We start from the raw sequence: 21,631 nt of genomic DNA, 5'->3' as shown, positions 1-21,631 counted from the left end.
CCCGCGGAGCGGGTCCCTGAGCGCTGCGCGCTCAGGAGAGACCGGCCCCGCTTCGCGGGGCCGAGGGCCCTTCGGGCCCCACCCTGCGCTTCGCTCCGGGAGCCGGGGCTTCGCCCCGGAGGTCCGGCTTCGCCGGACCCATGGCCGGCCCTTCGGGCCGGGAGTCCTACGCTTCGCGCTGGCCTTCGGCAGGAGCCTTCGCTTCGCTTCGGAATTGAGGGTTCCGCTTCGCTTCACCCCTGGGCGGGGGGCCTGCTTTGTAGGCCCCCCGCAGGGCCGCGCTTCGTGCGGGAGATGACCGGTTTCACAAGGTCCGTGCCTTCGGCCCGTTCAGCGGGTCCGCTGCGCTTTCCCGCTCTGGGTCTTCTGGCTTTACCTGGCCAGGAATGAGCTCGGGGCAAGCGGGTTTGTCTCGATGACGCCGGTCGAAGCTCGACTTCCGAATCAGCGCTGAACGGTCTCAAACCACATCTGATTGTCGGTTCCGTTGGTCGGCCAGATAATCATTTGGGTGCCGGGAGACCTCGACAAGCCTGGAGGTTCAATCGACTTGCCGTCACGGTTCTTGAGATTGAAATTCAGTCCCCGGCTGACGCTTTGAGTATTCCCGCCGTTGCAGCTATAGACGATCACGGTTCCGGGGTTATGACCATTCCAAGTGTCAATGCAACTGCCGTACCCATTTACCAGCCTGGTCATAACCTCACTATCTGTTTCATAGCCCCACCAAGTCCACAGCTGCCCCCTCTCGTGCCGGTTGCAAACCTCTTGAGTCACCCAGGCGCCGGGGGTGCCTCCTGAACTTGCATGCAGGCACAGGCCGTTGGAGTTGGTCAGGGTGAACCAATCCCGCTCCCAACCGGATGAAGCGGATTGCTTCATTCCTTTCGAAGGCAGTTTTGGCGGCTCTTCCAGAGCAGACGCTTGCCCGGTTATTCCGATAACCAAGGAAAGCGTGGCACAGAGAACACCGAAGGCATTCAAAACTTTACGCGTCAGGTACATAAAACCTCTCCACAAGCCATCTTATCGCCTCACTAGACCAAGATGATCTTGGTAGAGAGTACATCCTTCGCCTAAAAAGACCAACCGGATTTTGCGCCCCTCTGGGTTGTCCCGGGGCCAGGACCGCCCCTGGCCTTCAAACCACCCCTTTCACTGCGCTTCTCGCAGCGAAAGGACCCCGTTTCACTGGGGTCCAGGCCTTCGGCCCGTTGGGGTGTCCGCTTCGCTTCCACCCCGGCCTTCCGGCTCCGCCTCCAGGCCAAGGGCCCACAAGCGGGCCCGGCCAGCAGCGGTCAGAGGGGGCGCACCTCTTCGGCTTGCGGACCCCGGCTGCCCTGGCTCGTCTCGAACTCCACGCGCTGGTTCTCGTCCAGGGCCTTGTAACCGGAGCCCTGGATCGCGCTGTAGTGGACGAAGACGTCCGGACCGCCCCCGTCAACGGCGATGAAGCCGAACCCCTTCTCCGCGTTGAACCACTTCACAGTCCCCTGCTGAGGCATCCCTGTATCCCCTTCTCTCCCGGGACCCATGCCCCGGCGCCAGAGGATCCTCCCCCGTCCCCAGGCGGGGCAACCGGGGACGGGGATGCCTGAACGGGTGAACCAGACCACCGGGGAGCGGTACAATCATCAGAATGCATCACATCCTGATGCGCTGTGTAGCATCCCGGGAATGTTGCCAGTCCCTTACGACGAACTGTTCTCAGCGGAGTGGCGAATGCAGAAGCCTAGTGGAATCACGCTCCGGCCTCACCAGGAAGAAGCCATTGAGGCCATCGTCAGAGGGCTCGATATTCCGCCCGGAAAGCGTATCCCCAAGGCTGGACTGCGGGCCACGGTGGTCGCCGCGTGCGGGACCGGGAAGACGTTCATCGCCGCCGCGGCCTCGCTCCGCCTCGCCCGGGGCGGACGGGTCCTGGTGCTGCTGCCGACCCTGGACCTGCTGACCCAGACCGCCGGCCAGTGGCGCACGGCCGGCCACGACGGGCCGGCTGTCGCGGTGTGCTCCCTGGAGGACAACGCCCAGCTCTACGGACTCCAGGTCCGCAGCACGACGTCGGCGCCGCAGCTCGCCCTGTGGCACGGGAAGGGACCGGTCACCGTCTACGCCACCTACGCCTCCCTCCCCGTCATCGCCGAGGCGCACCGCGGGGAGTACGGACTACCGATGGAGGCCTTCGACCTGATGGTCGTGGACGAGGCGCACCGCACGTCGGGGTCGGCGGGGAAGGCGTGGGCGGACGTGCACCGCCAGGAGGTGATCCCCGCGCGGCGCCGGCTCTACATGACCGCCACCCCCAGGATCTGGGCGGAACGGCCGCCCCGGACCCGGGCGCAGGAGCTGGAGCAGGCCGAGGAGCGGCGCAGGGAAGAGGCAGAGCGGCGGAAGGAGGCGGAGGCCGAGGGACGGGTCTACGTGCCCCGGTCGCGGTGGGACCGGCTCCCCAAGGACATGGCCTGTTCCATGGACGACCCGAAGGTGTTCGGGCCGGTGGTCTACGAGCTGTCGCTCGCCGACGCCATCGCCCGCGGGCTCCTGGCGCGCTATCAGGTCGTCGTCGCCGAGCTCGTCGACCCCGTCGTCACCCCGGCGCGGCTCTACAGCAAGGAACGACACGAGGAGCAGCTGCGCGGGGAGCGGCTGGCCGCGGTGCAGACGACGCTGTTGGAGACGATGGCCGAGCACGACCTGAAGACGACGATCACGTTCCACCACCGGACGGTGGAGGCGCAGGCGTTCGCCGAGGGCCTGGACCGGGTCGCCGGCCGGCTGCACGCCGTGGATCCGGTCCGGCATCCGGCGAAGGTGTGGACGGGGTGGCTGCGCGGGGAGCACGAGGCCGGGCACCGGGCCGGCGTCCTCGCCGACTTCGGGCGCCGGGCCGGGCGCGCCGTGCTGGCGAACTGCCGCGTCCTCGGGGAGGGCGTGGATATCCGGGCGGTGGACTCGGTGGCCCTGATCGACCCCAAGGGATCCGCCGTCGACATCGTCCAGGCCATCGGGCGGGCTCTGCGGCAGAAGCCCGGTGAAGGGAAGATGGCGACGCTGATCGTTCCCGTATTCTTGCGGGAGGACGAGAATCCCGAGGACATTCTCACGTCGAAATCGTATGGCCCCCTTATTCGGGTTTTGAACGGTCTTCGGGCGCATGATGAACGCGCCGTGGAGATGCTTGCAATTCCCCAGGAGAACCAGAAGCACATCGTGCAGCCGTCGCCACTGGTCGGGAAGGCGCCCGAGGAGGGCGAGGAGGAGAACCGGCTCCTGCTCCGCTTCGCCGCCCCCCGCGACCCGGCGCTCATCGCGAAGTGGATCTCGTACCAGGTGTTCAACACCGAGCGGCAGGACTGGCGTCGGGGCGTAGAGGCCGCGTACCGGTACCGCGAGCGCGAAGGCGACCTCCAGGTGCCCTACGACCACACCGAAGGCCCCCACCCGCTCGGACGCTGGCTCTCCGACCAGCGCAGGGCATTCCGGGCCGGAACCATGACCGGGGAGCGGGCGGACGAGCTCGAAGGGCTCGGGATCGTCTGGGACACCGCCGACCACGGCTTCGAGGAGAACCTCGCCGCCGCGCGGGCGTACCACCGGCTGCACGGCACCCTCGCGGCCCCGCGGGGCGCGGCGATCCTGGACGTGCAGGTCGGGCAGTGGCTGACGAACGTGCGCCGGCCCGGCGGGCTCGGGCAGGACCCCGTACGCGCGGAGCGGCGGGCGGCGGCGCTGGCCGCGGTGGATCCGGACTGGAACCCGGCCGTGCTCGGGTGGACGGTGGACTGGCAACGGCACTACGCCTACCTCACCCAACTCCTGGACGAAGGCGCTCGCCTGAAGACCGTCACCGCGGGGGTGACCCGGCACGGCGAAGACATCGGCCGGTGGCTCGCCACCCAACGACGGGACTGGGCCCGGTTGAACGCCGAGCAGCAGGTCCGGCTCGGCAGCCTCGGGGTGACCCCGGCACGGGCTGTACGGGCCCGTCAGGCGCCCCCAAAGGCCAGGACGAACGCAGGGTCCGGGCGGGGCGCAGCGGCCTTCCAGCAGGGTGTCCAAGCCCTGGCGCAGTACGTGGAGCGGGAAGGCGGCGGCCTGCCCGGCCGCCAGCACGTCGAGCACCTACCTGGGACGGTCCACCGCACCGGGGTATGGCTCGCCAACCAGCGCCAGCGCCGCGACCGGCTCGACGCCAGCCAGCTCGAAGCGCTCGCCGCACTCGGCATCGACTGGGCCTCATCGTGATCGCGTGCCGCCGGGTCGGCCCGCGTCCTGGGTCCAGGGCACTGCGGGCTGCACGAGGCGGCGGCGTCGGCCGGGATCGCGTCCGCCTCCGCTGTCCACATCTGTCTATTCGGCAGTGAGGCGCTGAAAAGCTTCGTACATGGGCATCTTCGAGAACGTCGTGTCTGGGGTCGTCGTCGCGCTGCTCCTCTGGGGCGCCCGGCAGGCCGGGGTCGTATGGCGCGGACGCCGTGCGGATGGCACCGCGGGCCACGGGTCCGTGGACGTACGCACGGCCGCGCACGAGCCGGTGAACAATGAGTCGGCCGCTTCGGCGGGGAAGGAGTAGGGGGCTGTGGGACGCAGCGGAAGCATCGAGCCAGCGGATCTGCCGCCGGGCGCCCGTCGTGATTTCAACCTGGCTCTGCACTACCTGCACCGCCGGGTGGGACGGCCCAGCGTCAGGGAGATCGCCGAGGCAAGGGGGCTGAGTCACGGGAGCGTGCACAACGCCTTCACGCAACCCAAGGTGCCCAGCTATGAGGTCATGGAGCACATCGCCGGGTACTTGACCCAGCGGGTCAAGGACTGGGGCCGCGACGCGAACCACGACGACCCGATCGGCAAGGAACTGCTCCGACTGGAAAAGCTGTGGCACCAGGCACAGGCCGAGGCCGACCACGTCGCCGCCCAGGGCGCGCCGCCCGTCATGTCCGACTACACCCGCGACCTGCTGTACGGGCTGAGCCCGGCCTGCTCGATGTGCGATCAGACCCGGGAGCTGGAGCGGCCGTACGACATCGTCGTCCTGGAGGACCCCGACGAGGAGAAGTTCGCGAAGTTCCCGGCACTGCGCAGGACCGGGCTGAAGCCCGAGGCCCCCAACCCGTGGCGTCTGCTCCGTCTGTGCCGCAGCTGTCGGCGGCGCCGCGATGCCGGTGAGTTCACCGGCCAGCACCTCCGTGAAATCCGCTTCGCCCTGGACCGGCGTGCCGGAGCTGCCCGGCACTACGCCGCCTACCTCGACCAGATCCTGCTCGGTGCCGAGCCCGTCACCGACATGAACGTCGCCGGCTCCGCACTCGCCATCGTCCAGGCCGACCCCGAGATGGATGCCTCCCCCTATGTCCTGGGACACGGCCAGATCAAGATCGACCGCACCAACGGCTCCCTCCAATGGGGGCAATACCCCTGCGAGGACGAACACCCTCCAACCGGCTGAACACCCGTCACCTTCCGCCGTCCCTCCCTGGCGGGGCCAACGGGACTGACGGGACCGAAATCCGGGACTGTGGTCACGGACGCGGATAGCCGTGGCCCGGCGGCGGGTACTCCCGGTCCGGGTCACCGCCCACACCCAGCAGCACGATCCGCTCGAACGACGCCTCCTCGCCCAGCGCGCGGACCCCGGCCTCGGTGTCGAAGGCCCGGTCCGCAGCCGCCAGCAGCCTGAGCGAACGCTCCTCATCCGCCCGCGCCCCCGCCGGCCGCCGACCGGCACACGCCCGCGTCCGTGTCCGGGGCGGGAGCCGCAGCGCGCCGGAGCGCCACGCGCTCTCACACACCAGCAGTGCGGCCACCGCAGACAGGACCAGGCCCACCACCGGCAGGCCCGAACGGTCGGCCCACCAACCGCACCCGGCCAGGACCGCCCCCGTCACACTGCCCACGAACACCCGCCGCTGCCTGCCCGACATCACCATCGCGCCCCCTTCCGGTCAGGCCGGCGGACCCGGAGCCCGGTCCCACCAGGCCGCCTCCACACGAAGCGGCCCACCCAGGGCAACGACCGACCCGTCGGGGCGGCACCCTTCCCGGATCCGGGAACCGCTACCGACCACGCCCCTGACACCGCACAGGCGCCTGCTGCCGGTGCGCGGGCACGGCAGGTTCTGCGGCCGGGGCCAAGATCACCTCATCCGCCGGTGCCGTACCTGACCCGGACGGAGCTGACCTCCTTCGAGAACCTTCCGAGGTCGGCGATGTCCTCGAAGAACTCAAGGGAACGCCCGCCGCAGCCCGCGTCCTCGAAGACTTCGACGGCCACTCCGGGAGCGACCTCCACCGAGGCGATCCGGTCGGCGAAGGGGGTGGGAAGGGTCACGCACTCCCCCCGCGCCTCCAGACCCAGACCGGAGCCGCCGAAGGCCCGGCCGGTGTAGAACGTCGCCGCATCATCGGCCGCAGCCGCCGAGCGGACATGGGACCGTGCCGCGTCGACGGCAGGAACGGCCGCCACCACAGGAGCGGGCGCAGCCGATGCGGCAGGCGGGACGAGGAACAGGGTGGTGCCGACCAGAGCCAGGGCAAGAGAGCGCGTGTTCATGATCAGCTCAACGTGGTGCGCCGACGCCGGTCACGCGCAACCCTCCCCGCCCGCCGGCCGCCGCCCGGGTGTCGGTTGTGGCCGCGGGCGACGGCGGCGAACATATGCGCCACCACGGCCGCCACATCATCTGGTGCCGCGTCGGCACCCACGACATCCTGCACCGGCCCTGATCAGCCCGGCCTCCAGCCGGTCGAGGAGGGCTTGTTCGTGGGCTAGGCGCCCCCTCGGAACGCCCTGACGAGCACGAAGGCGGCAGCGTTCATGCAGGACGCCCACGCCGCCGGGACGAGGACCTCGACGAGGCTGCCCCCCGCCGGGACCGTCCACGGCCCCAGAACCGCCCACAGGGTGAAGCCCACGACGACGGGCAGCGCCAGCGTCAGGACGCAGCCGCTCTCACCGCTCTCGGAGGCCTCCGTCATCAGGGCCCGTCCGTAGCGGAGCGTCAGCCACACCAGCGCGGGCACCAACGGCGCGGCGATCACCACCTCCAGGACCTGCCCCTTCCAGCCGCCCGGCAACTGCCAGGAGACGTGCGTACGTGCCGAGCCCGGCACCCAGCACATGCCCACCCACAGCAACCCCACCACGGCGAGCGCCACGGGCCGGGCCTCCAGCCGCTTCACCACACCTTCCGGCACTACTCCTCCTTCTCCGCGGCCAGGCGCCGCCCTTGAACGCTTGGTGCCTCGGGGCGGGCGGTCACCGGCCCCGCCCCGCGGTCCTGGCCGGGGCCGGCTGCTGCCGGTGGGCGGGCACGGCGGGCTCCGCAGGCGCGGCCTGGCCGGGTGCCGCGCCGGTGGGGGTGGTGGTGGAGCGGGAGCGGGCGGCGGTGGCGGAGGCGCGGGGGCCGTCGGGGACCGGGGCACCGGGCGGAGCGGTCAGGGCGCGCAGGGTCGTGGTGACCATGCGGCCCGCGAGCTCACCGGGCGGGCCCTGCTCCCAGTCGCCGTTGTCCATCAGGGCGGCCTTCAACCGCGCCCGCAGCCCCTGTTCGCCTTCCGGGCCGCGAGCGATGCCCGCCATGCGGGCGGCGAGCAGGGGCCAGGCCCGGGTGAAGACCAGCAGGGCGCTCTCCCGCTCGGAGCCGATGTTGTCCTTCACGATGTTCACCAGCCGGCTGTTCGCCGCTGTGCCGACGCCAAGCTGCTCAAGCGCGGCAGGCCGGTCGGACAGGTCCAGGTCGTTGGGGACGGTCAAGCCTTCGGTCAGCGGCCCCCACATCGCGCGGGCGTCCGCGCTCACCGCCACCGGCTCCGGAACTGGAGCCGGGGCCAGGGCCGGGGCCGGGGCCGGGGCCGGGGCCGGGGCCGGGGCCGGGGCCGGGGCCGGGGCCGGATCGGGAACAGCAGGGGCGGGGGCGGAGATGTCCTGCGGTGCGGCGGGCGCCGGGTTCGGGCCGGGGGCGGGCCGGGCGGCGGGCACCCCCGCCGCCGGGGCGGATCCGGCTGCCGCTGCGGCGGCGGGCTGGGCCAGGAGGGCGGCGACGGCCCGGTCGACGCCGACGCCCTGGCCGTGCGCGGCGGTCAGGAACCCGGCGACGTCGACACCGCTCTGGTCGAGGAGGCCGATCTTGGCGGCCATGTCCGGCCAGGCCGGGGAGGCGAGGATCGCGTCACGGACCAGGCCCTCGGGCATCGTCTTCGTGAGGAGGTCCGCCCAGATCAACCGCAACAAGGGGGGAAGTCATGCCGGACCCGAAGGCCGGTAGCCCCATTGCGGAGCCACGAAGACGGTAACGGGGGGGACGGTGGTGACGCCGCCGTGGTGCTTGTAGTTGACCGTCATCGAACCGACGGGCGACACGAACCGGAGGAGGACGACGGCGTCGAAGTCGACGCGGCGGACGCCGAGGCGGCGGGCGGCCTGGTCCGGGCCGAGGGGGACGTGCCGGTCGAGGAGCAGCAGCAAATCCCGGCGGCGGCCGAGGGCGGCCACCTGGTCCGGGTGGACGTCGGGGCATTCGGCGTCCCCGCCGAGGCGGACCAGCAGACCCGCGCGAACGAGGTGACCGCCCGCCGCCGTCACCCGCGGCCGGCACCGCAACGCGGCTCCCCCAAGGCCTGCGTCAGCCGGTCACCGGTACGCGGCCATGAGCCACGTCAACTACCCGGAACGGGATGAACCAACGGGGCAGAACGCCCTCTGCGCCCGCCCGCCGGGCTGAGCTCCCGGGCGCTGGGCCGGGGTGGAGCCCGGGGTACGGCCGCGCCCCCGGGGCGCCGCTGGGAGCGGCGGCCCGGGGGCGCGTGGGTCGTGGCCGTCGCCGGGCGGCGGCCCCGGAGAGGGGTCAGCCTGTCGGCTGGCAGATCGTGTAGACCTGTACGCCGGTGTCGCCCGCGGAGACCGGGTTCTTCAGCCACACCTGCCAGCGGTTGTTGGCGGTGTCCGGGTTCGAGGCCTGAAGCATCGCGTCCGAGGGGGTGACCGTCTCGTAGAAGCCGCCGCTGATCACCTTGGAGCCGTCCGGGCACACGGGGCCGTTGTAGTACCTGGAGGTGTTCCTCGGTACGGCCTGGGTGGCGCCGACGAGGACGATCGGGTCACGCGTCGGACCGGCCTGCCCCTGATCCCCCTTGTCTCCCTTCGGGCCTTGGGCTCCTGTCGCCCCCGCGGCGCCGTTCGAACCGGCGGGACCCTGCGGACCGGTGTCACCGCGGTCCCCCTTGTCTCCCTTCGCTCCCTTCTCTCCGGTGTCCCCCTTCGTGCCCTGGGGGCCCGCCGGGCCCTGATCACCCTTGTCGCCCTTGGGACCGGCCGCACCCGTGTCGCCCTTCAGGCCCTGCGCGCCCGGGTCTCCCTTGGCACCCGCAGCGCCGTTCGAACCCGCCGGCCCCTGGGGCCCGGTGTCGCCACGGTCGCCCTTGTCGCCCTGCTCCCCCTTGTCGCCCTTCGTGCCCTGGGGACCGGCCGGACCCTGGTCGCCCTTGTCGCCCTTGGGCCCGGCCGCACCCGCGTCGCCCTTCAGGCCGTCCGTACCCGGATCACCCTTCAGGCCCTGCGCGCCCGGGTCTCCCTTGGCACCCGCGGCGCCGTTCGAACCCGCCGGCCCCTGCGGACCGACATCACCACGGTCGCCCTTCTCGCCCTTGTCCCCGTTCGTGCCCTGGGGGCCGGCCGGACCCTGGTCGCCCTTGTCGCCCTTCGCACCGGCCGCACCCTGGGTTCCGGGGACTCCCGTGTCCCCCCGGTCGCCCTTGTCGCCCTTCGGGCCTGGTGCTCCGATGTCGCCCTTGGGACCGACCGGGCCGCCGGGACCGACCGGGCCCGCGTCGCCGCGTTCGCCCGTTTCACCGTCCGGGCCCGCCGGACCGGCCTCGCCCCGGTCGCCCTTGGCACCTGCCTGGCCGGCCGGGCCCGTCTCGCCCCGGTCGCCCTTCACGCCGGGCGCACCGTTCACCCCGTTGGTACCCGGCTCCCCCTTGTCGCCCTTCGGGCCGATGTCGCCCCGGTCGCCCTTCGGCCCGGCGGGGCCCCGGTCTCCGCTCTCACCCTGCGGCCCCTCGGGTCCGCGTTCACCCGCGTCGCCCTTCGGGCCCTGGGCACCGTCACGGCCGTCGGCACCGGAGGGACCGCGAAGGCCCGGGTCGCCCTTGGGTCCGACCGGCCCAGGGGCCCCGTCACTGCCCTTCGCGCCCGTGGCGCCCTCTCGGCCGTCGCGGCCCGGGGCGCCCGTGTCACCCTTCGCGCCGACCGCGCCGTCACGGCCGTCCCGGCCGTTCGCGCCGGAGAGGCCGTCCTGACCGTCGGCGCCGGCCGCGCCGGGTGCGCCGTCACGGCCCGCGATGCCCTGCGGCCCGGCCGGGCCGCGCTCGCCCGCGTCTCCCTTGTCGCCCTTGGGTCCGGATTCACCGCGGTCTCCCTTGGGTCCGGCCGCACCCGGCTCACCCTTCGCACCGGCGGGACCCGGGACACCGTCGCGGCCCTGCTCCCCCCTCGGTCCGGCGGGACCCGGCTCGCCCTGCGCCCCGGACTGCCCAAGGTCGCCCTTCGCGCCGGCCGGGCCCCGGTCACCGGTGTCGCCCTTCGGGCCCGAAGGACCCACCGCACCATCACGGCCGGGTTCGCCCTGCGGCCCGGCCGCCCCCTGGTCACCCTTATGCCCCTGGGGCCCCGCCGGGCCCGGGGCACCGTCACGGCCCGCGTCGCCCTTCACCCCAGGGTCGCCCTTGGACCCAGGGTCCCCCTTCTCGCCGGCTGGGCCCCGGTCACCGGTGTCGCCCTTCGCACCGGCCGGGCCCTTCTCTCCCTGCGCACCAGCCGGCCCCCGCTCGCCCGGCTCACCCACTTCACCAGGAGCACCGTCCTGTCCGCGTTCCCCCCTCTTGCCGGCCGGGCCCCGGTCACCCCGGTCGCCCGGGTCGCCCTTGGCCCCGTCCAGGCCCGCCGGACCGCGGTCCCCCTGCTCGCCCCTCTCCCCCGGAGCACCGTCCTGGCCCCGGTCCCCCTTCGGCCCGGCCGGACCGGCGGCCCCTTCCCGTCCCGGCTCACCCTTGGCGCCGGGATCCCCCTTCACACCCGCCGGACCCCTCTCCCCCGGATCACCCTTCGCACCCGGAGCACCATCACGGCCGGGCTCACCCCGATCCCCCTTGTCACCCTTGTCCCCTTTCTCGCCCTTCTCGCCCCGCTCCCCCTTCTGCCCCTTGCCGGTGTGACCCCCGTGGCCGTCCTTGGCCAACGGGGCCACCGCGCACCACGGCACGTGGTGGTGGTTCTTGACGTACCGCGCGGCCATCCAGCCCTCGCCGTCCGCGAGCCGGTACCAGATGTCGTTGCCGTCCACCTCCCCGCCGTGCACCTTGCAGTCCAGCCCGACACGGGCACCGCCCTTGCGGACACCGGTCCGGGCGGCCCGGGTCGTCGGGCCGTCGTACACCGGCTGGCCGGCCTGTGTGACCACCTGGCCGTCGGCCGCGCCTCCGGAACCCCCGAACGGGCTCGCGGCGGCCGATGCCGCCAGCGGTACGGCCAGGGCGAGGGAGAGCCCGAGGGTGACCGCTCCCGCAGCCAGCTGTCTGCGGGCAGCGGCAAGATCCGCCCAGGAGGCGAGAGACATGGGAGTGCGCCTTTCGATCGCGTCCGCGCGTTTTCCGGATGATCGTCAGATGTGACCGCATCCCCGATACGCCCGGCACGCAGTCTGCGGCCGGTCGGCCGAACGCAGATCACCCACCGGGCCGACGACCCGGTGGGTGATCACCGCACAAACCTGACCTGACCGCGCCCACCGGTCAGCCAGCCGCGCACAGCAACACCTCCACCTCGACGGCGAAAGCCACGGGGGGACTCGTGCGACGGGTAGCGGCCCGCGCAAGGCGTAGGCGAGTTGGCGTCGGACTTCGGCGAGGAGGTGGTGGCGCTGGAAACCGCCGCGCATCACGGACACCACGGCGGCGACGTTGACGGCGGCCAGCGCGACATCGACGACCGGACCCAGACCGGGTGGCGGCCGGAAGGCACCTCGCGCATCTCCCACGCCCACCCGAGCCGGGCGGTGACCTCCTCCATGAAGTGGAGGAGGTAGAGGGTGTCGGCCGCAACGATGTGGCGAGCATCAAGTCGGCCGACAGGTTGCCCCACGTCCCTGCTGCGGTCCGGGCGCCGGGCGCGGTCGACGGGGGCCGGAACACCAGGTCCATCGCCAGCCAGGGCGTCCGTTCCTTCGCCTTCTCGGTCTCGGGCGACTGGTTGTGCTCGATCGGGCGACCCAGCACCGTCGCCCGCCGAGCTTTCGCCGTGCAGTCCATGACCGAGCGTCCGTAGCCACGTGCACGATACGCACCGGTGCGGTGGTGCGGTGCGTGGTGCGGGTCCATCCGGTGCGCACCACGATGCGCACCACCGTCCGTCCGGTGCCCATCCACTCAGTGGGCGGTGCGCACCGACCCGTGGAAGTGGGGATCCGGTCGGTCCGTGCGGCGGAGTGGACCGGCTGAGCGCGGCGCGTTCCTCCGTGGCACGAGCCCACGTCAAGGGGAAATGCGGCAGGTGCACATCGGGTGGATGGACGCCATCGTCTCGGGCGATGGCGTCTACTCCCGCACGATGGCGTCCACTTCCACCGGGTGGGCTCCACTCGGTGGAGCGGAGCCGGTCACGGTGGCGTCCACTCCCGGGCCAGCGGTCTCCGCTCGGTGGAGTGGATGCCGCGCACGGTGGTCTCCACTCCGGTGCGGTGGCCTCCACTCAGTGGAGTGGGGTGCACCGCACCGGGTGCGGTGCACCCCAGGTCGTCTCAGTGGCCGGCCTCGCGGCCGCGGTGCGGTCCGGGCTCGGGCGGGCGGTGCGCCGGTTGGTCGTGCGGGCGCACCCGGCGCACCGCCTCGGCGTTGGCCGGGGCGGTGTGGCGGTCCGCGCGGGCGCGGGCTTCGGCGGCCATCTTGGCGGCCGTTTCCTGGATGCGGCGCAGTCGGTCGGCCGTGAGGTCGAGGGCTTCCACGTCCGTACGGGACTCCCGCAGGGCTCGCACGGCCGTCATGTCGATCGCCTCCTGGCGGCCGGGCTCCGGCTCCTGGTCGTCGTGCTCGGCTTCGGCGGCCGAGAGCGTGAGCAGCTGCTCGGGCATCGCTGCCTGCTGGTGGGCGACGACGGCGTACGCCCGGAAGCGCGCGGCGGCGGTCGTGGTGGTGCGCAGCTTCTCGCGCACCATCGCACCGGCGAGGACGGCCCGGTCGTACTGGAGCGGGATGCGGGGGATCTCCCACTCCCCCGCGTCCTGGCCCGGTGGCCGGGGCGCGGCCGGCTCGCCGGGATCGGCCGGGGGTTGCCGGTCCGGGTCGGGCGCGGGAGTGGGTGGGAGGGGCCGGGCGGGAAGGTCCCATCGGGCGGTGTAGAGGCGGTAGTCGGCCAGCAGGCCGATCGTGGTCTTCGGCTCGCTGATGTCCAGGCAGTGCGTCTCGATGGCGGCGGCCACGATCTGCTCGTCCAGGCCGGGGTCGCGGCGGCGGCCGCGACCGACGAGGGCGAGGTGGCGGCGGGCTTCGGCGAGCAGGTGCCGGCGGTGGAAGCGCCCCCCGTCGTTCATCACGAGCACGGTCGCGGTGACGTCGACGGCCGCCAGCGCTATGTCGACCGCGGCGGCGACGCGGGCCCGGATCGCCGCGGCTGCGGCGCGGGCGTTCTCGAGGAGGTTGGTGATGACGTCGGCGGCGACCCCGGAGGTGAGGATCGCGCTCGCCTTCCACCAGGCGCGCAGCTGCGCGAGCGGTCGGGTCTTCTGCTTGGGCGGGCGGGTCTTGCGGGCGGCGATCTGGTTCATTTTGGCGCGGGCCCGCTCGGAGGCCACGGGCAGGAACCGCGGCTCGCCGTCGTCGTCGACGGCGGTGACGTACTCGTGCTCCAGCTCGGCGAGGCAGGCGGCGATCTGGTCGCTGCGCCGGGCGGTCCAGCGGATCAGCTCGTGCGGCACCCCGGCAATCTCCATCACAGGCTGGCGCCCTGCCGTGACAATGCGGGGCTCGGTCGCCAGCCCCAGCGTCTCGCAGACCTCCGCGGCAACGAGCTCGTTGTAGAGCGCGGAGGCGGCCACGGTGTTCTCGTGCAGGGCCAGGGTGTGGATCGACCCCCAGCGCCCGTCCAGGCGCCGGCCCTTCACCGACAGCAGCAGATGGTCATGGAGCAACGGCCGGCCCGATCTCGCCTCGTAGTGGCGGAAGCGGGCGGCGACCAGACCGCCGGGCGGCCGCACCCGGTAGATGCCGTCCTGGCCGTACCGGATCACCGCGACCGTGTCCTCGATCCACTCCAGCACCCGTACGATCGCCCGCTCGTGCGCGGCCTCGATCACCCGCCGGGTCTCCTCATCCCCGAACGCCCACAGGAGGTAGATCGTCGGCTGCGGCCGGAACACGAAGTCGACACCGGTCACCATCACGCGGCGACCGAGGGCGCCGGCCCGATACGCCATCTTCGGGGAGTCGCCCGCGGCGAGCCGGTCGGCCTCGATACGGTCCGCGTGCGGGTGGCGGCCCCGCTCGCCGAACAGGTTCCGCAGCTGCGCCTCGGTGACCTCCTCACCCGGTGCCAGTCCGAGCGCGGCAAGTCCCCGGCCCATCCAACGACCGACCGGGACCCCGGCCTGCTCCTGGGCGGCGCGCAGCGGCGTGCGGGCCGGGCGGCGGCCGTCGCCGACGACGGTCTCGCGCAGGTAGTAGCGGTACATCTGCCCGGCACGGATGACCCTGATGTCGACTGTCATGGAGCAACGCCACATGGCCCTGACCTGCAAGGGAAGGGCGGTCAGCGGGGCTTCCCGCCAGGCGGAAGCAGCGGCCGAACTTTCTTCTCAGGTGCCCGCCGGGCGGGAAGTGGACCCGGGCCGAACGCGAATGTCATCGCTCTCCGGCAGCTGAGAGTGGGTGCGGCACGATTGTGGGACGGCTACCAGGTTTCCGTGGTGAGCGGCATGAGAGCGTCGAGGGCTTCGAAGCGGTGGATGTGGTTGATCATGGCCCCTGCCCCGCCGCTTGATGACCGGAGACAACTGCTGTGAGCGCTTCGTCGCGGACCCTGAAGCCCGCGCTGCTGCTGATCGTTGTGGAGAACACGATCGGGGAACAGGGCCAGGCGTAGCGAGCCGGCCAGGTCAGCCCTCGGTGCGCTCCCTCTGGAGCTTCTGCCACTCGCGGGCCGTGTCGATCTGCGCGCGGACCACCGTGTCGAAGAGGGCTTCCGGGTCGCCGTCGGGGCCGGCGCTCGCAGCCAGCAGTGAGGCGACTTGGGCGGCGAGGACGGTGACCAGGTCGGCCGTCCCAATGGGGCCCCGGACCTCGATCAGTTTGCGCACGGCGTCGTCGATGCGATCCATGGCTTCCTCGCTCTGGAGGAGCAACCCGAGTCGGTCGGCGAGGAACATGCGGACGACGGCCACACCGTCGGCCAGGGCGGTGTCCACGTTGAAGTCGGCGCGGGCCTTCTCCGACTCCTTGAGCACGGCCGGAATCGCGTACGTCCGCTGTTCCGGGATGAGGCCCTCCTTCTGCCACTCCTGGTACGGGATGGGGCCGACGGCGTCGCGGCGTGCACGGTGTTCGTTGGTCGGGCTGCCGCCCGCGGTGCGGCAGGCCCGCCCTGCGGCTGCCTTGCAGGTCGGGCATTCGACGCGGCGCTTCCACGAGCGCACGAGATCCATTGTGGCGTCGGAGTGAAGGTGGCGTCGCCACTCGCCGCCCCACGGGATGCTCTGCGATCCGTTCTCCACGCTCATTGGCCCCCCTGGGTCCGGTGGTGTGTGCCGTCTTGCCTGCCGTGAAGCTGACCGTACCTGCGGTGACGCCTCTCAGCGGTCGATCGGGAGAATGCCGTCCAGGCCGCTCTCGGAGAGGATCTGTTGGATCGTGTCGTCCAGGGTGCTGGCCGCGTCGACAACGGTTTCCAGGCCGCCTGGGAGCAGGTCCTTCTCCCGGTACCAGTCGCGTAGGTGGCCCTCGTTGACGTTCGTGAGAAGCTCGGCGTCTGGTTTCGTCGCGTGCCGGAGCACCGTCTCCTCGAAGGGCACGTGCAGGTAGTAGCACCGTGTGACGCTCTGGTGGGCGCGCACCAGGTCCTGGAGCATCGGGCCGTAGCGGTCGGCGTACAGGATGCCCTCCAGGACGACGTGGAAGCCGTGGTCGAGGGCGTAGCGGGCGGTGAGGTCGATCAGGCCGATGTTGGCGCCGCCGGGGCGGTCGCGTTCGCGCAGCACGGTCCGGCGGAGGTTGTCCTGGGCGACGATGGCGAGGTTGCGGCCGAACTTCTCGCGCAGGCCGGTCGCGACCGACGACTTGCCCGAGGCGCTGTTTCCGCGGAGCACGATCAGGCGCGTGTTCTCAGTCCCCACACTCCTTGTCCCTGGGGCGTTCATGATCCGGCTCCAGTGCGTACGGCTCGTAGGGGATGGCGGTTCCGTCGTCGTCGGGGCGGTCGGACGTGCCGATGTGGGTGAACCCGGCTTTGAGCAGGACGCGGCCGGAGGCGGGGTTGTCGGGGGGGTGCATGGCCTCCAGCCGGGTCAGGCTGGTGGTGGTGAACGCGGCGGAGACCACGTGGTTGGCGGCGTGGGTGGCGTAGCCGTGGCCCCAGCTGTCTTCCCGGAGGATGTAGCTGATGGTGCCCATGGTCGGGGTGCGTCGCCGCAGCGAGATCAGGCCGATCAGCTCGTCCTCGGCGACGATGCCCCAGCTCCACTGGGCCCTCGGGGTCTCGGCTGCTCGGGCGAGGGCTGCGCGGATCTTCTCGTGGGCCTGGTCGAGGGTGAGGGGTTGGCCGGTGGTGTGCCGGATGGAGGCGCCGCTGTAGACGCGGGTGAGGGCGGGTGCGTCGGCCAGGGCCAGGGGGCGCAGGGTCACCATGCGGCGGTCAGCTCCTTCGCGGTGGGGCGGTCGGCGGGGTCGGGGGCCAGGCACGCGGTGATGGCGGCCTCGAACGCGGGGAACGGCCAGGGCCGGACGTCGCGCAGCTCGGTGGTGGTGCCCTGGGCGATGACGGCGAGCTTGTCCAGGCGGTCGAGGTCGTCGTCGTAGGGGACGGGGCGGTGGCCGGTCCAGCACCAGAACAGGGAGGCTCCCAGGCTCCAGATGTCGGCAGCCGGTTGTGCCTGGACGTGGCTGTCGACGGGGGTCGCGAGGATCGTGGTGGCGAGTTCGGGGGCGGTGGTGTGGGCGAGGGCGCCCGGTACGGGACGCGCTGGTGACCGGGGTCGGGCCCGCAGGCGAGGGCGTAGTCGATGACCGCCGCGCGGCCGCCGGGCGTTGATGACGCTCTTTGAATCCTCACCCCTTGCTCAGCAGGTGACCAGACCTGCTCATGCCGATTCCCCAGCCGCACACCAGGCCGACGCAAGGCGGAAACGGAACCACACAGCCCTGACGGCCCTGGCCCTCTCAGCTCTCCCGGAAGATCAGAGCCACGCCGAGGGACGCTTCTGCCGGAACGAAGAGCTCCCCTCGGGCCGTCTCGCGTACGGGCAGGCCGTTCTCCGCAAGGAGCTCACGTACCCGAGCAATGCCGGGGACGGCAACTGTGCAGGCGACGAGCGCCGGGAGCACGGGCGGCTCCTCACCCGGCAGCAGATCCGGAAGGTCTGACTTGGTCAGGAGGGTGACCGGCCCCTCTGAGTAGACCGGTCGGCCTAGATACCGCTCGTACCGCTTGCTCACCAGGGGGAGTTGTCCGTCAGGCACGCACAGCACCGCCTCGACAAGGTCCTGGGCGCCGTTGGGGTGGTCAAGGTGACGGGTGTGCCGGAACTCCGGGTCCAAGTCGGCAACGACGCCGACCCGGCCTTCCGGCGCACCGTCGATCTCCAGATAGCGGACGGGTTCCGTGCGCAGGCCGTCGGGGGTCTCGACCGGTCGGCCGACGGTGTTCACCCCGCCGTGTCCGACACCGGCAGCGGCGAGCCTCTTCCCCGCTGCGTCGATGTCCGGCGAGGAGAACATCAGGATGTGGAGCCCTTCGAAGCGATCACGCCATCCGCCAAGCTGGGCGCTCGTTTCCTGGATCCGCGACATGACCAGGGGGAGCTTCTCCGGAGGCGCCTGGAGCGGAACGATCCGCGAGTCAGGTGGCAGGCCCGCCATGCTCCCCGGCTTCACCGGGGTCACCAACTCCATGAAGCTCCGGGGGAAGTCGGCGTGCGTATTTGCTGCCCCGAACGGCTCCGGCTCGGCACCCTCACGAGGTGCCAGCGCCGGCACGCTGGGCGGCGGAACGTGAAATCCGAGCCGCCGGTAGAGCGTTATGGCCTGTGCCATGTCGCTGACGACGTGCCCGACGTGATGTAAGCGTATGAGGTCGTGAGGCATGACCTCACCGTAGGCTCATGCTCGAAGAGCTCGCAGACCGGACCAAGCCAACATGATCCACCAGAGCGGGTACGAGGGCACGGGTGGATTGCTGCCTGCGACGCCTCAAGAGCTGTTCACGGAGCAGAGCTCCTCCGCCCTGCCCACAGACGAAGCCAGATCTCATGGCCCGACGCAAGCGACTGGGGAACGAGGAGCGACACTGGCCGTTTTCAGGGATCCTCATCAGCGTGACGAGGGTGTTGGTGGGCTGGACGTCGGCGTGGGCCCATCCGGCGGCGTGCATGCGGGCGAGGTGCTCCGTCCAGGTGCGGGCGATGCCCGCGAGCCAGGGGCGGACCGAGCACGTCTGGCCCGCCGGGGGCGCGGGGCCGGCGGGCAGGAACGTGGAGCAGCGGGTTCGCCAGCGTCGTGTCCTGGCCGCCCGCCCCGGGCAAGGAAGGGGACCTCTACCCCACGGCTACTGCGTGGGTAAGAGGTGTCGTCGGCGCGGACAGGCTTACCCACGGAGTCTGACCAGGGCCGACGAGGGGTGTCCGATTTACCGGGCTCCCACTCCCGGTCACACCTTCGGTCCCCCGCCGCAAGCAACCCTCCAGGCAACTCTCCAGACCCCCTCCGGTGCAACCCTGCCCACAGCTCCTACCGGTTGCCGCGGTGCTCGTGTGCCGAGACACGTTAGATGTCACCTGGACACGTTTGTTGTCACCGTGTGATTGTGTGGGCCACGGCTAGGATGAGCCGAGGCATGAGAGTTGACATAAAGGCAGGCGTGTTGTCACTCGGGGGCATCTGCCGGCAGCTGCGGGCACTTGGGCCGGAGTCCGCCTGCGCAGGCCAGCACTTCTGTCGCTGAGGAGTTCAGGAAGATCGTGAACACGGACGACCTGTCCACGGAGTAGACGAGACCGGTACGCACAAGCTCCTCCCCGGCCTGCCGGAGGATGTCGACAGAGGCGGCAAGGCCCCCGACCGTGCGGCCACGCCGAGCAGCCGTGCGGATACGAATCGCGAACACACCCGCGTGCCGGCTGGCGGGGACCAGACCGTCCGAGACGTCGAAGGCGCCTCCGGCAACCAAGGCGTCACGGGCAGGTCCGCATGCCGGGGTCTGTTCACGAAGCATGGCGATGAGGTCCTCGCGAGGAATGCTGGGCACCGGTACCCGTACGACCCAGGCGTCGCCCGTGTGTGACAACTGCAGCGCCTCTCTGGTGACAGCCCGACTGCTTCGACCTGCTTTCTTCGCAGGCTATCTGGTGCCGACGGTGACAACTACTGAGCCTCGGCACAGCTGAATCGCTGTCCGCTCAGTCGTCAAAGTGGAGTTCAGGTCGGGTCCAGAGGGTGAGGTCGCTACTGGTGGCGACCGCCAGGGTCAGTCCGGAGGGAGAGAACCCGGCTGCGCGGAGTTCTGAGTACTCGGAGTGGAAGATGTGCCACCACGTCCCTCCCGCCGGGCCTTTGTGGGACCCGCCGTCGGCGGAGAGGATGATCCGGTCGCGGGGCCACTCGGGGCTGACGACGTCCAGGGTCCAACCGTCTGGTGTGGTGCCGTGCAGGCCGCCGCCGAATAGCCCGGCGATACGCACCGGCATTCCCTCGATCGGGCCGAGCCCGGGACAGGTGAGCTCCGGCGACGCGTCCGGAGTGCTGGTGTCGGGGTCTGGGTCCCGATCGCGGGCGACCTTTTCGCCGGTGACCGCGTCGAAGAGTCCATGGCCGTCGCTGGACACGACCATTACGAGGTCGTGCCCGCTGTCGGGATGGACGGCGAAGCCAATGCCGAGCAGACCCCCGATGGGGGTCCTGCGGTCCAACACCGGCTGCCACGGCTCCGGGGCTGGCATGACGGTGGCGCCGATGTAGCGCTCGCGCAGCTTCTGCTGGTACTCCGTGATCAACTCGTCTCCCCGGGGCTGTCTGTGTCGAGAGTAGAGACCACAAACGATCTCAAGGTGACAAGGACGACGCACCTTCGGTGACAGCACCTTGCTCACGATGCCTCGGAGGGCGGGGTCGGGGCAGCTGTCAGGTGACAAGTCCGTGCTCAGGCAGAGGTCGATGGGGCCCTCCGGAAGCCGCCGTGTTTGGTAATGATCTCCTCGGCCGTTGCCGTACTGCTCTGGCCGCGTCGATGAGCCAGGAGGGCGACCTGGAGTGGGAAGGACGTCCCAGGCCTGGTTCGAAGGGCATAACCCACCTTTCGGTGAATGTAGGTCGCTTCGACCGCCAGGGGTTCGAGGTATCGGGCTGCCTCGTGTTCGTCCGGAGCGCTGAGGAAGCGGTCCGCCATCTCCAGGACCGCGGCGGTGACCGTGGGGTTCTGGGATGGAGCGATATAGACGCTGACTTTTCGGAGATAGGCGCCTGGGGTGTCCCGCACGTTCTCGAACGCCCGGTGCCGTTGCTCGGCTTCCTGATCGAGGATCTTGGCCAGTGTTGACGTGGCGGCATGGGTTCGTGCTTCGGGCCAGGTCATGAGGATCAGCGTGGCGACCGTCCGTAGGTCGGTGAAGTACTGGGCCGTGGGGACGAGCCAGCCAACACTGCTGACGTGCTCCGGTCCGTCCGATGCAAGGAAGGACACCAGCCGTTCCTGGGTGGCGAAGACAGCCTCGCGACTGCGACTTGCCGTGGGCAAGAAGTCTTGCAGTTGGTCGGTCTTGGCCAGATTGGCTCCGCAGGCCGGCCGGGCCGCCCGGAGGGTTTCGACCGGTGCGGATCCCCGGCACTGGGTGGGGTGGAGCTCTCCGTCCCGCGGCCGGGCGATCAGGTTCTTCGCCTCGCCCTGGACCTGCTCGCCGCAGTGGGGACAGCGCTGCCGAAGGAAGCGCCCGTGCCGAAGGCAGGCGAAGACAGCGGACAGTCGCCAGATCCGTAGCCATGCTCCGCCGTGGGCCTGCTCGATCTGCGACGATCTATCCCCGGCGAGGCAGTCAGGGCAGTACTGGGTTCGGTCCGACAGAACCCACGGAGAGACGAACCGTGACCGCGCATCGGCCTGGGACTTGGAATACTCGGTGCTCAGAGGTCCGTAGCGGACTCCCAAAGGAGCCACCAGCAGCCGGGTGACCTCCTCACGGGACAGGCGGGTCGTGCGGGAGAACGCGTCCAAGCTGACGTCGTCGAGGCTGAAACCGAGAGCCGGCGAGACCCTGGTGATCTTCGTTCCTTCGGGACGGGAGCCGGTGAGTCCGGTGCGGACGTAGAGGCTCAGGGGATCGACGCCGAGGCGATGGGCCAACCGCAGGAGGTAGCCGGACAGAGCCTCGCCCTCCAGCGGGTCCAA

The 21,631-nt window shown here is 71.1% G+C and carries 19 protein-coding genes and 2 pseudogenes; 4 read left to right on the top strand and 17 right to left on the bottom strand.

All coding sequences use genetic code 11. The features are described 5' to 3' along the window. Positions 1-444: 444 nt before the first annotated feature. Positions 445-1,005 carry an RICIN domain-containing protein gene (locus ACZ6ZI_RS38355; protein ID WP_469529292.1) on the bottom strand — a complete coding sequence of 187 codons (561 nt, stop codon included), beginning with the start codon at positions 1,003-1,005 and terminating at the stop codon, positions 445-447. A 293-nt stretch (positions 1,006-1,298) separates the two neighbouring features. Beyond that, entirely contained in the window at positions 1,299-1,505 is a 207-nt protein-coding gene (locus ACZ6ZI_RS38350) for a cold-shock protein (RefSeq protein WP_469529291.1), read from the bottom strand. Between the two features lie 172 nt (positions 1,506-1,677). On the opposite strand from ACZ6ZI_RS38350, the gene ACZ6ZI_RS38345 reads away from it, so the two are divergent. The 3 genes from ACZ6ZI_RS38345 to ACZ6ZI_RS38335 all read left to right on the top strand — a co-directional run bounded on the left by ACZ6ZI_RS38345 (position 1,678) and on the right by ACZ6ZI_RS38335 (position 5,446). Next, positions 1,678-4,245 (top strand): helicase associated domain-containing protein, encoded by a 2,568-nt coding sequence (locus tag ACZ6ZI_RS38345; RefSeq protein ID WP_469529298.1) that lies wholly within the window; start codon positions 1,678-1,680, stop codon positions 4,243-4,245. A 139-nt stretch (positions 4,246-4,384) separates the two neighbouring features. Next, entirely contained in the window at positions 4,385-4,573 is a 189-nt protein-coding gene (locus ACZ6ZI_RS38340) for a hypothetical protein (RefSeq protein WP_469529289.1), read from the top strand. 6 nt (positions 4,574-4,579) lie between these two features. After that, entirely contained in the window at positions 4,580-5,446 is an 867-nt protein-coding gene (locus tag ACZ6ZI_RS38335) for a hypothetical protein (RefSeq protein ID WP_469529287.1), read from the top strand. A 73-nt stretch (positions 5,447-5,519) separates the two neighbouring features. Here ACZ6ZI_RS38335 and ACZ6ZI_RS38330 read toward each other — a convergent pair whose 3' ends face one another. The 6 genes from ACZ6ZI_RS38330 to ACZ6ZI_RS38305 all read right to left on the bottom strand — a co-directional run bounded on the left by ACZ6ZI_RS38330 (position 5,520) and on the right by ACZ6ZI_RS38305 (position 9,935). Continuing rightward, positions 5,520-5,921 carry a hypothetical protein gene (locus ACZ6ZI_RS38330; protein WP_469529286.1) on the bottom strand — a complete coding sequence of 134 codons (402 nt, stop codon included), beginning with the start codon at positions 5,919-5,921 and terminating at the stop codon, positions 5,520-5,522. 218 nt (positions 5,922-6,139) lie between these two features. After that, a complete protein-coding gene (locus ACZ6ZI_RS38325; protein ID WP_469529284.1) occupies positions 6,140-6,550 on the bottom strand; it encodes a hypothetical protein in 411 nt (136 codons plus the stop codon). Between the two features lie 215 nt (positions 6,551-6,765). Beyond that, positions 6,766-7,194: a hypothetical protein gene (locus ACZ6ZI_RS38320; protein ID WP_469529282.1), complete on the bottom strand. Its 429-nt coding sequence runs from the start codon at positions 7,192-7,194 to the stop codon at positions 6,766-6,768. 61 nt (positions 7,195-7,255) lie between these two features. Beyond that, positions 7,256-8,230, bottom strand: coding sequence for a hypothetical protein (locus tag ACZ6ZI_RS38315; protein ID WP_469529280.1), 975 nt, complete (start codon positions 8,228-8,230; stop codon positions 7,256-7,258). A gap of 9 nt (positions 8,231-8,239) precedes the next feature. Further along, on the bottom strand, positions 8,240-8,599 hold the full coding sequence (locus ACZ6ZI_RS38310; RefSeq protein ID WP_469529278.1) for a hypothetical protein: 360 nt from the start codon (positions 8,597-8,599) through the stop codon (positions 8,240-8,242). Positions 8,600-8,843: 244 nt separating this feature from the next. Beyond that, positions 8,844-9,935 carry a collagen-like domain-containing protein gene (locus ACZ6ZI_RS38305; RefSeq protein WP_469529277.1) on the bottom strand — a complete coding sequence of 364 codons (1,092 nt, stop codon included), beginning with the start codon at positions 9,933-9,935 and terminating at the stop codon, positions 8,844-8,846. 1,947 nt (positions 9,936-11,882) lie between these two features. Between ACZ6ZI_RS38305 and ACZ6ZI_RS38300 the strand changes: the two genes are divergently transcribed. Continuing rightward, a complete protein-coding gene (locus tag ACZ6ZI_RS38300; RefSeq protein WP_469529299.1) occupies positions 11,883-12,080 on the top strand; it encodes a hypothetical protein in 198 nt (65 codons plus the stop codon). Here ACZ6ZI_RS38300 and ACZ6ZI_RS38295 read toward each other — a convergent pair. From ACZ6ZI_RS38295 to ACZ6ZI_RS38255, 9 genes and pseudogenes are all read right to left on the bottom strand, one after another. After that, a pseudogene (locus ACZ6ZI_RS38295) lies at positions 11,993-12,291 on the bottom strand (MobF family relaxase); the annotation flags it as partial. The gene ACZ6ZI_RS38300 and the pseudogene ACZ6ZI_RS38295 sit on opposite strands and share 88 nt — an antisense overlap. A 500-nt stretch (positions 12,292-12,791) precedes the next feature. Beyond that, entirely contained in the window at positions 12,792-14,753 is a 1,962-nt protein-coding gene (gene mobF / locus ACZ6ZI_RS38290; RefSeq protein ID WP_469529276.1) for a MobF family relaxase, read from the bottom strand. Between the two features lie 387 nt (positions 14,754-15,140). After that, positions 15,141-15,686, bottom strand: coding sequence for a zinc finger domain-containing protein (locus ACZ6ZI_RS38285; RefSeq protein WP_469529274.1), 546 nt, complete (start codon positions 15,684-15,686; stop codon positions 15,141-15,143). Between the two features lie 147 nt (positions 15,687-15,833). Further along, a complete protein-coding gene (locus ACZ6ZI_RS38280; RefSeq protein WP_469529271.1) occupies positions 15,834-16,397 on the bottom strand; it encodes an AAA family ATPase in 564 nt (187 codons plus the stop codon). Further along, entirely contained in the window at positions 16,363-16,884 is a 522-nt protein-coding gene (locus ACZ6ZI_RS38275; protein WP_469529269.1) for a GNAT family N-acetyltransferase, read from the bottom strand. The genes ACZ6ZI_RS38280 and ACZ6ZI_RS38275 overlap by 35 nt, the downstream gene beginning before the upstream one ends. A gap of 531 nt (positions 16,885-17,415) precedes the next feature. Next, on the bottom strand, positions 17,416-18,339 hold the full coding sequence (locus tag ACZ6ZI_RS38270; RefSeq protein ID WP_469529268.1) for a VOC family protein: 924 nt from the start codon (positions 18,337-18,339) through the stop codon (positions 17,416-17,418). A gap of 229 nt (positions 18,340-18,568) precedes the next feature. Then, a pseudogene (locus tag ACZ6ZI_RS38265) lies at positions 18,569-18,685 on the bottom strand (protein kinase domain-containing protein); the annotation flags it as partial. Between the two features lie 964 nt (positions 18,686-19,649). Continuing rightward, positions 19,650-20,243: a hypothetical protein gene (locus tag ACZ6ZI_RS38260; RefSeq protein WP_469529266.1), complete on the bottom strand. Its 594-nt coding sequence runs from the start codon at positions 20,241-20,243 to the stop codon at positions 19,650-19,652. 146 nt (positions 20,244-20,389) lie between these two features. Next, positions 20,390-21,631, bottom strand: a complete 1,242-nt coding sequence (locus ACZ6ZI_RS38255; protein WP_469529265.1) for a TniQ family protein — start codon at positions 21,629-21,631, stop codon at positions 20,390-20,392.

This window comes from Streptomyces sp. NPDC103540 (genome assembly GCF_055584445.1).
This window is presented reverse-complemented; position numbering and strand designations above follow the sequence as displayed.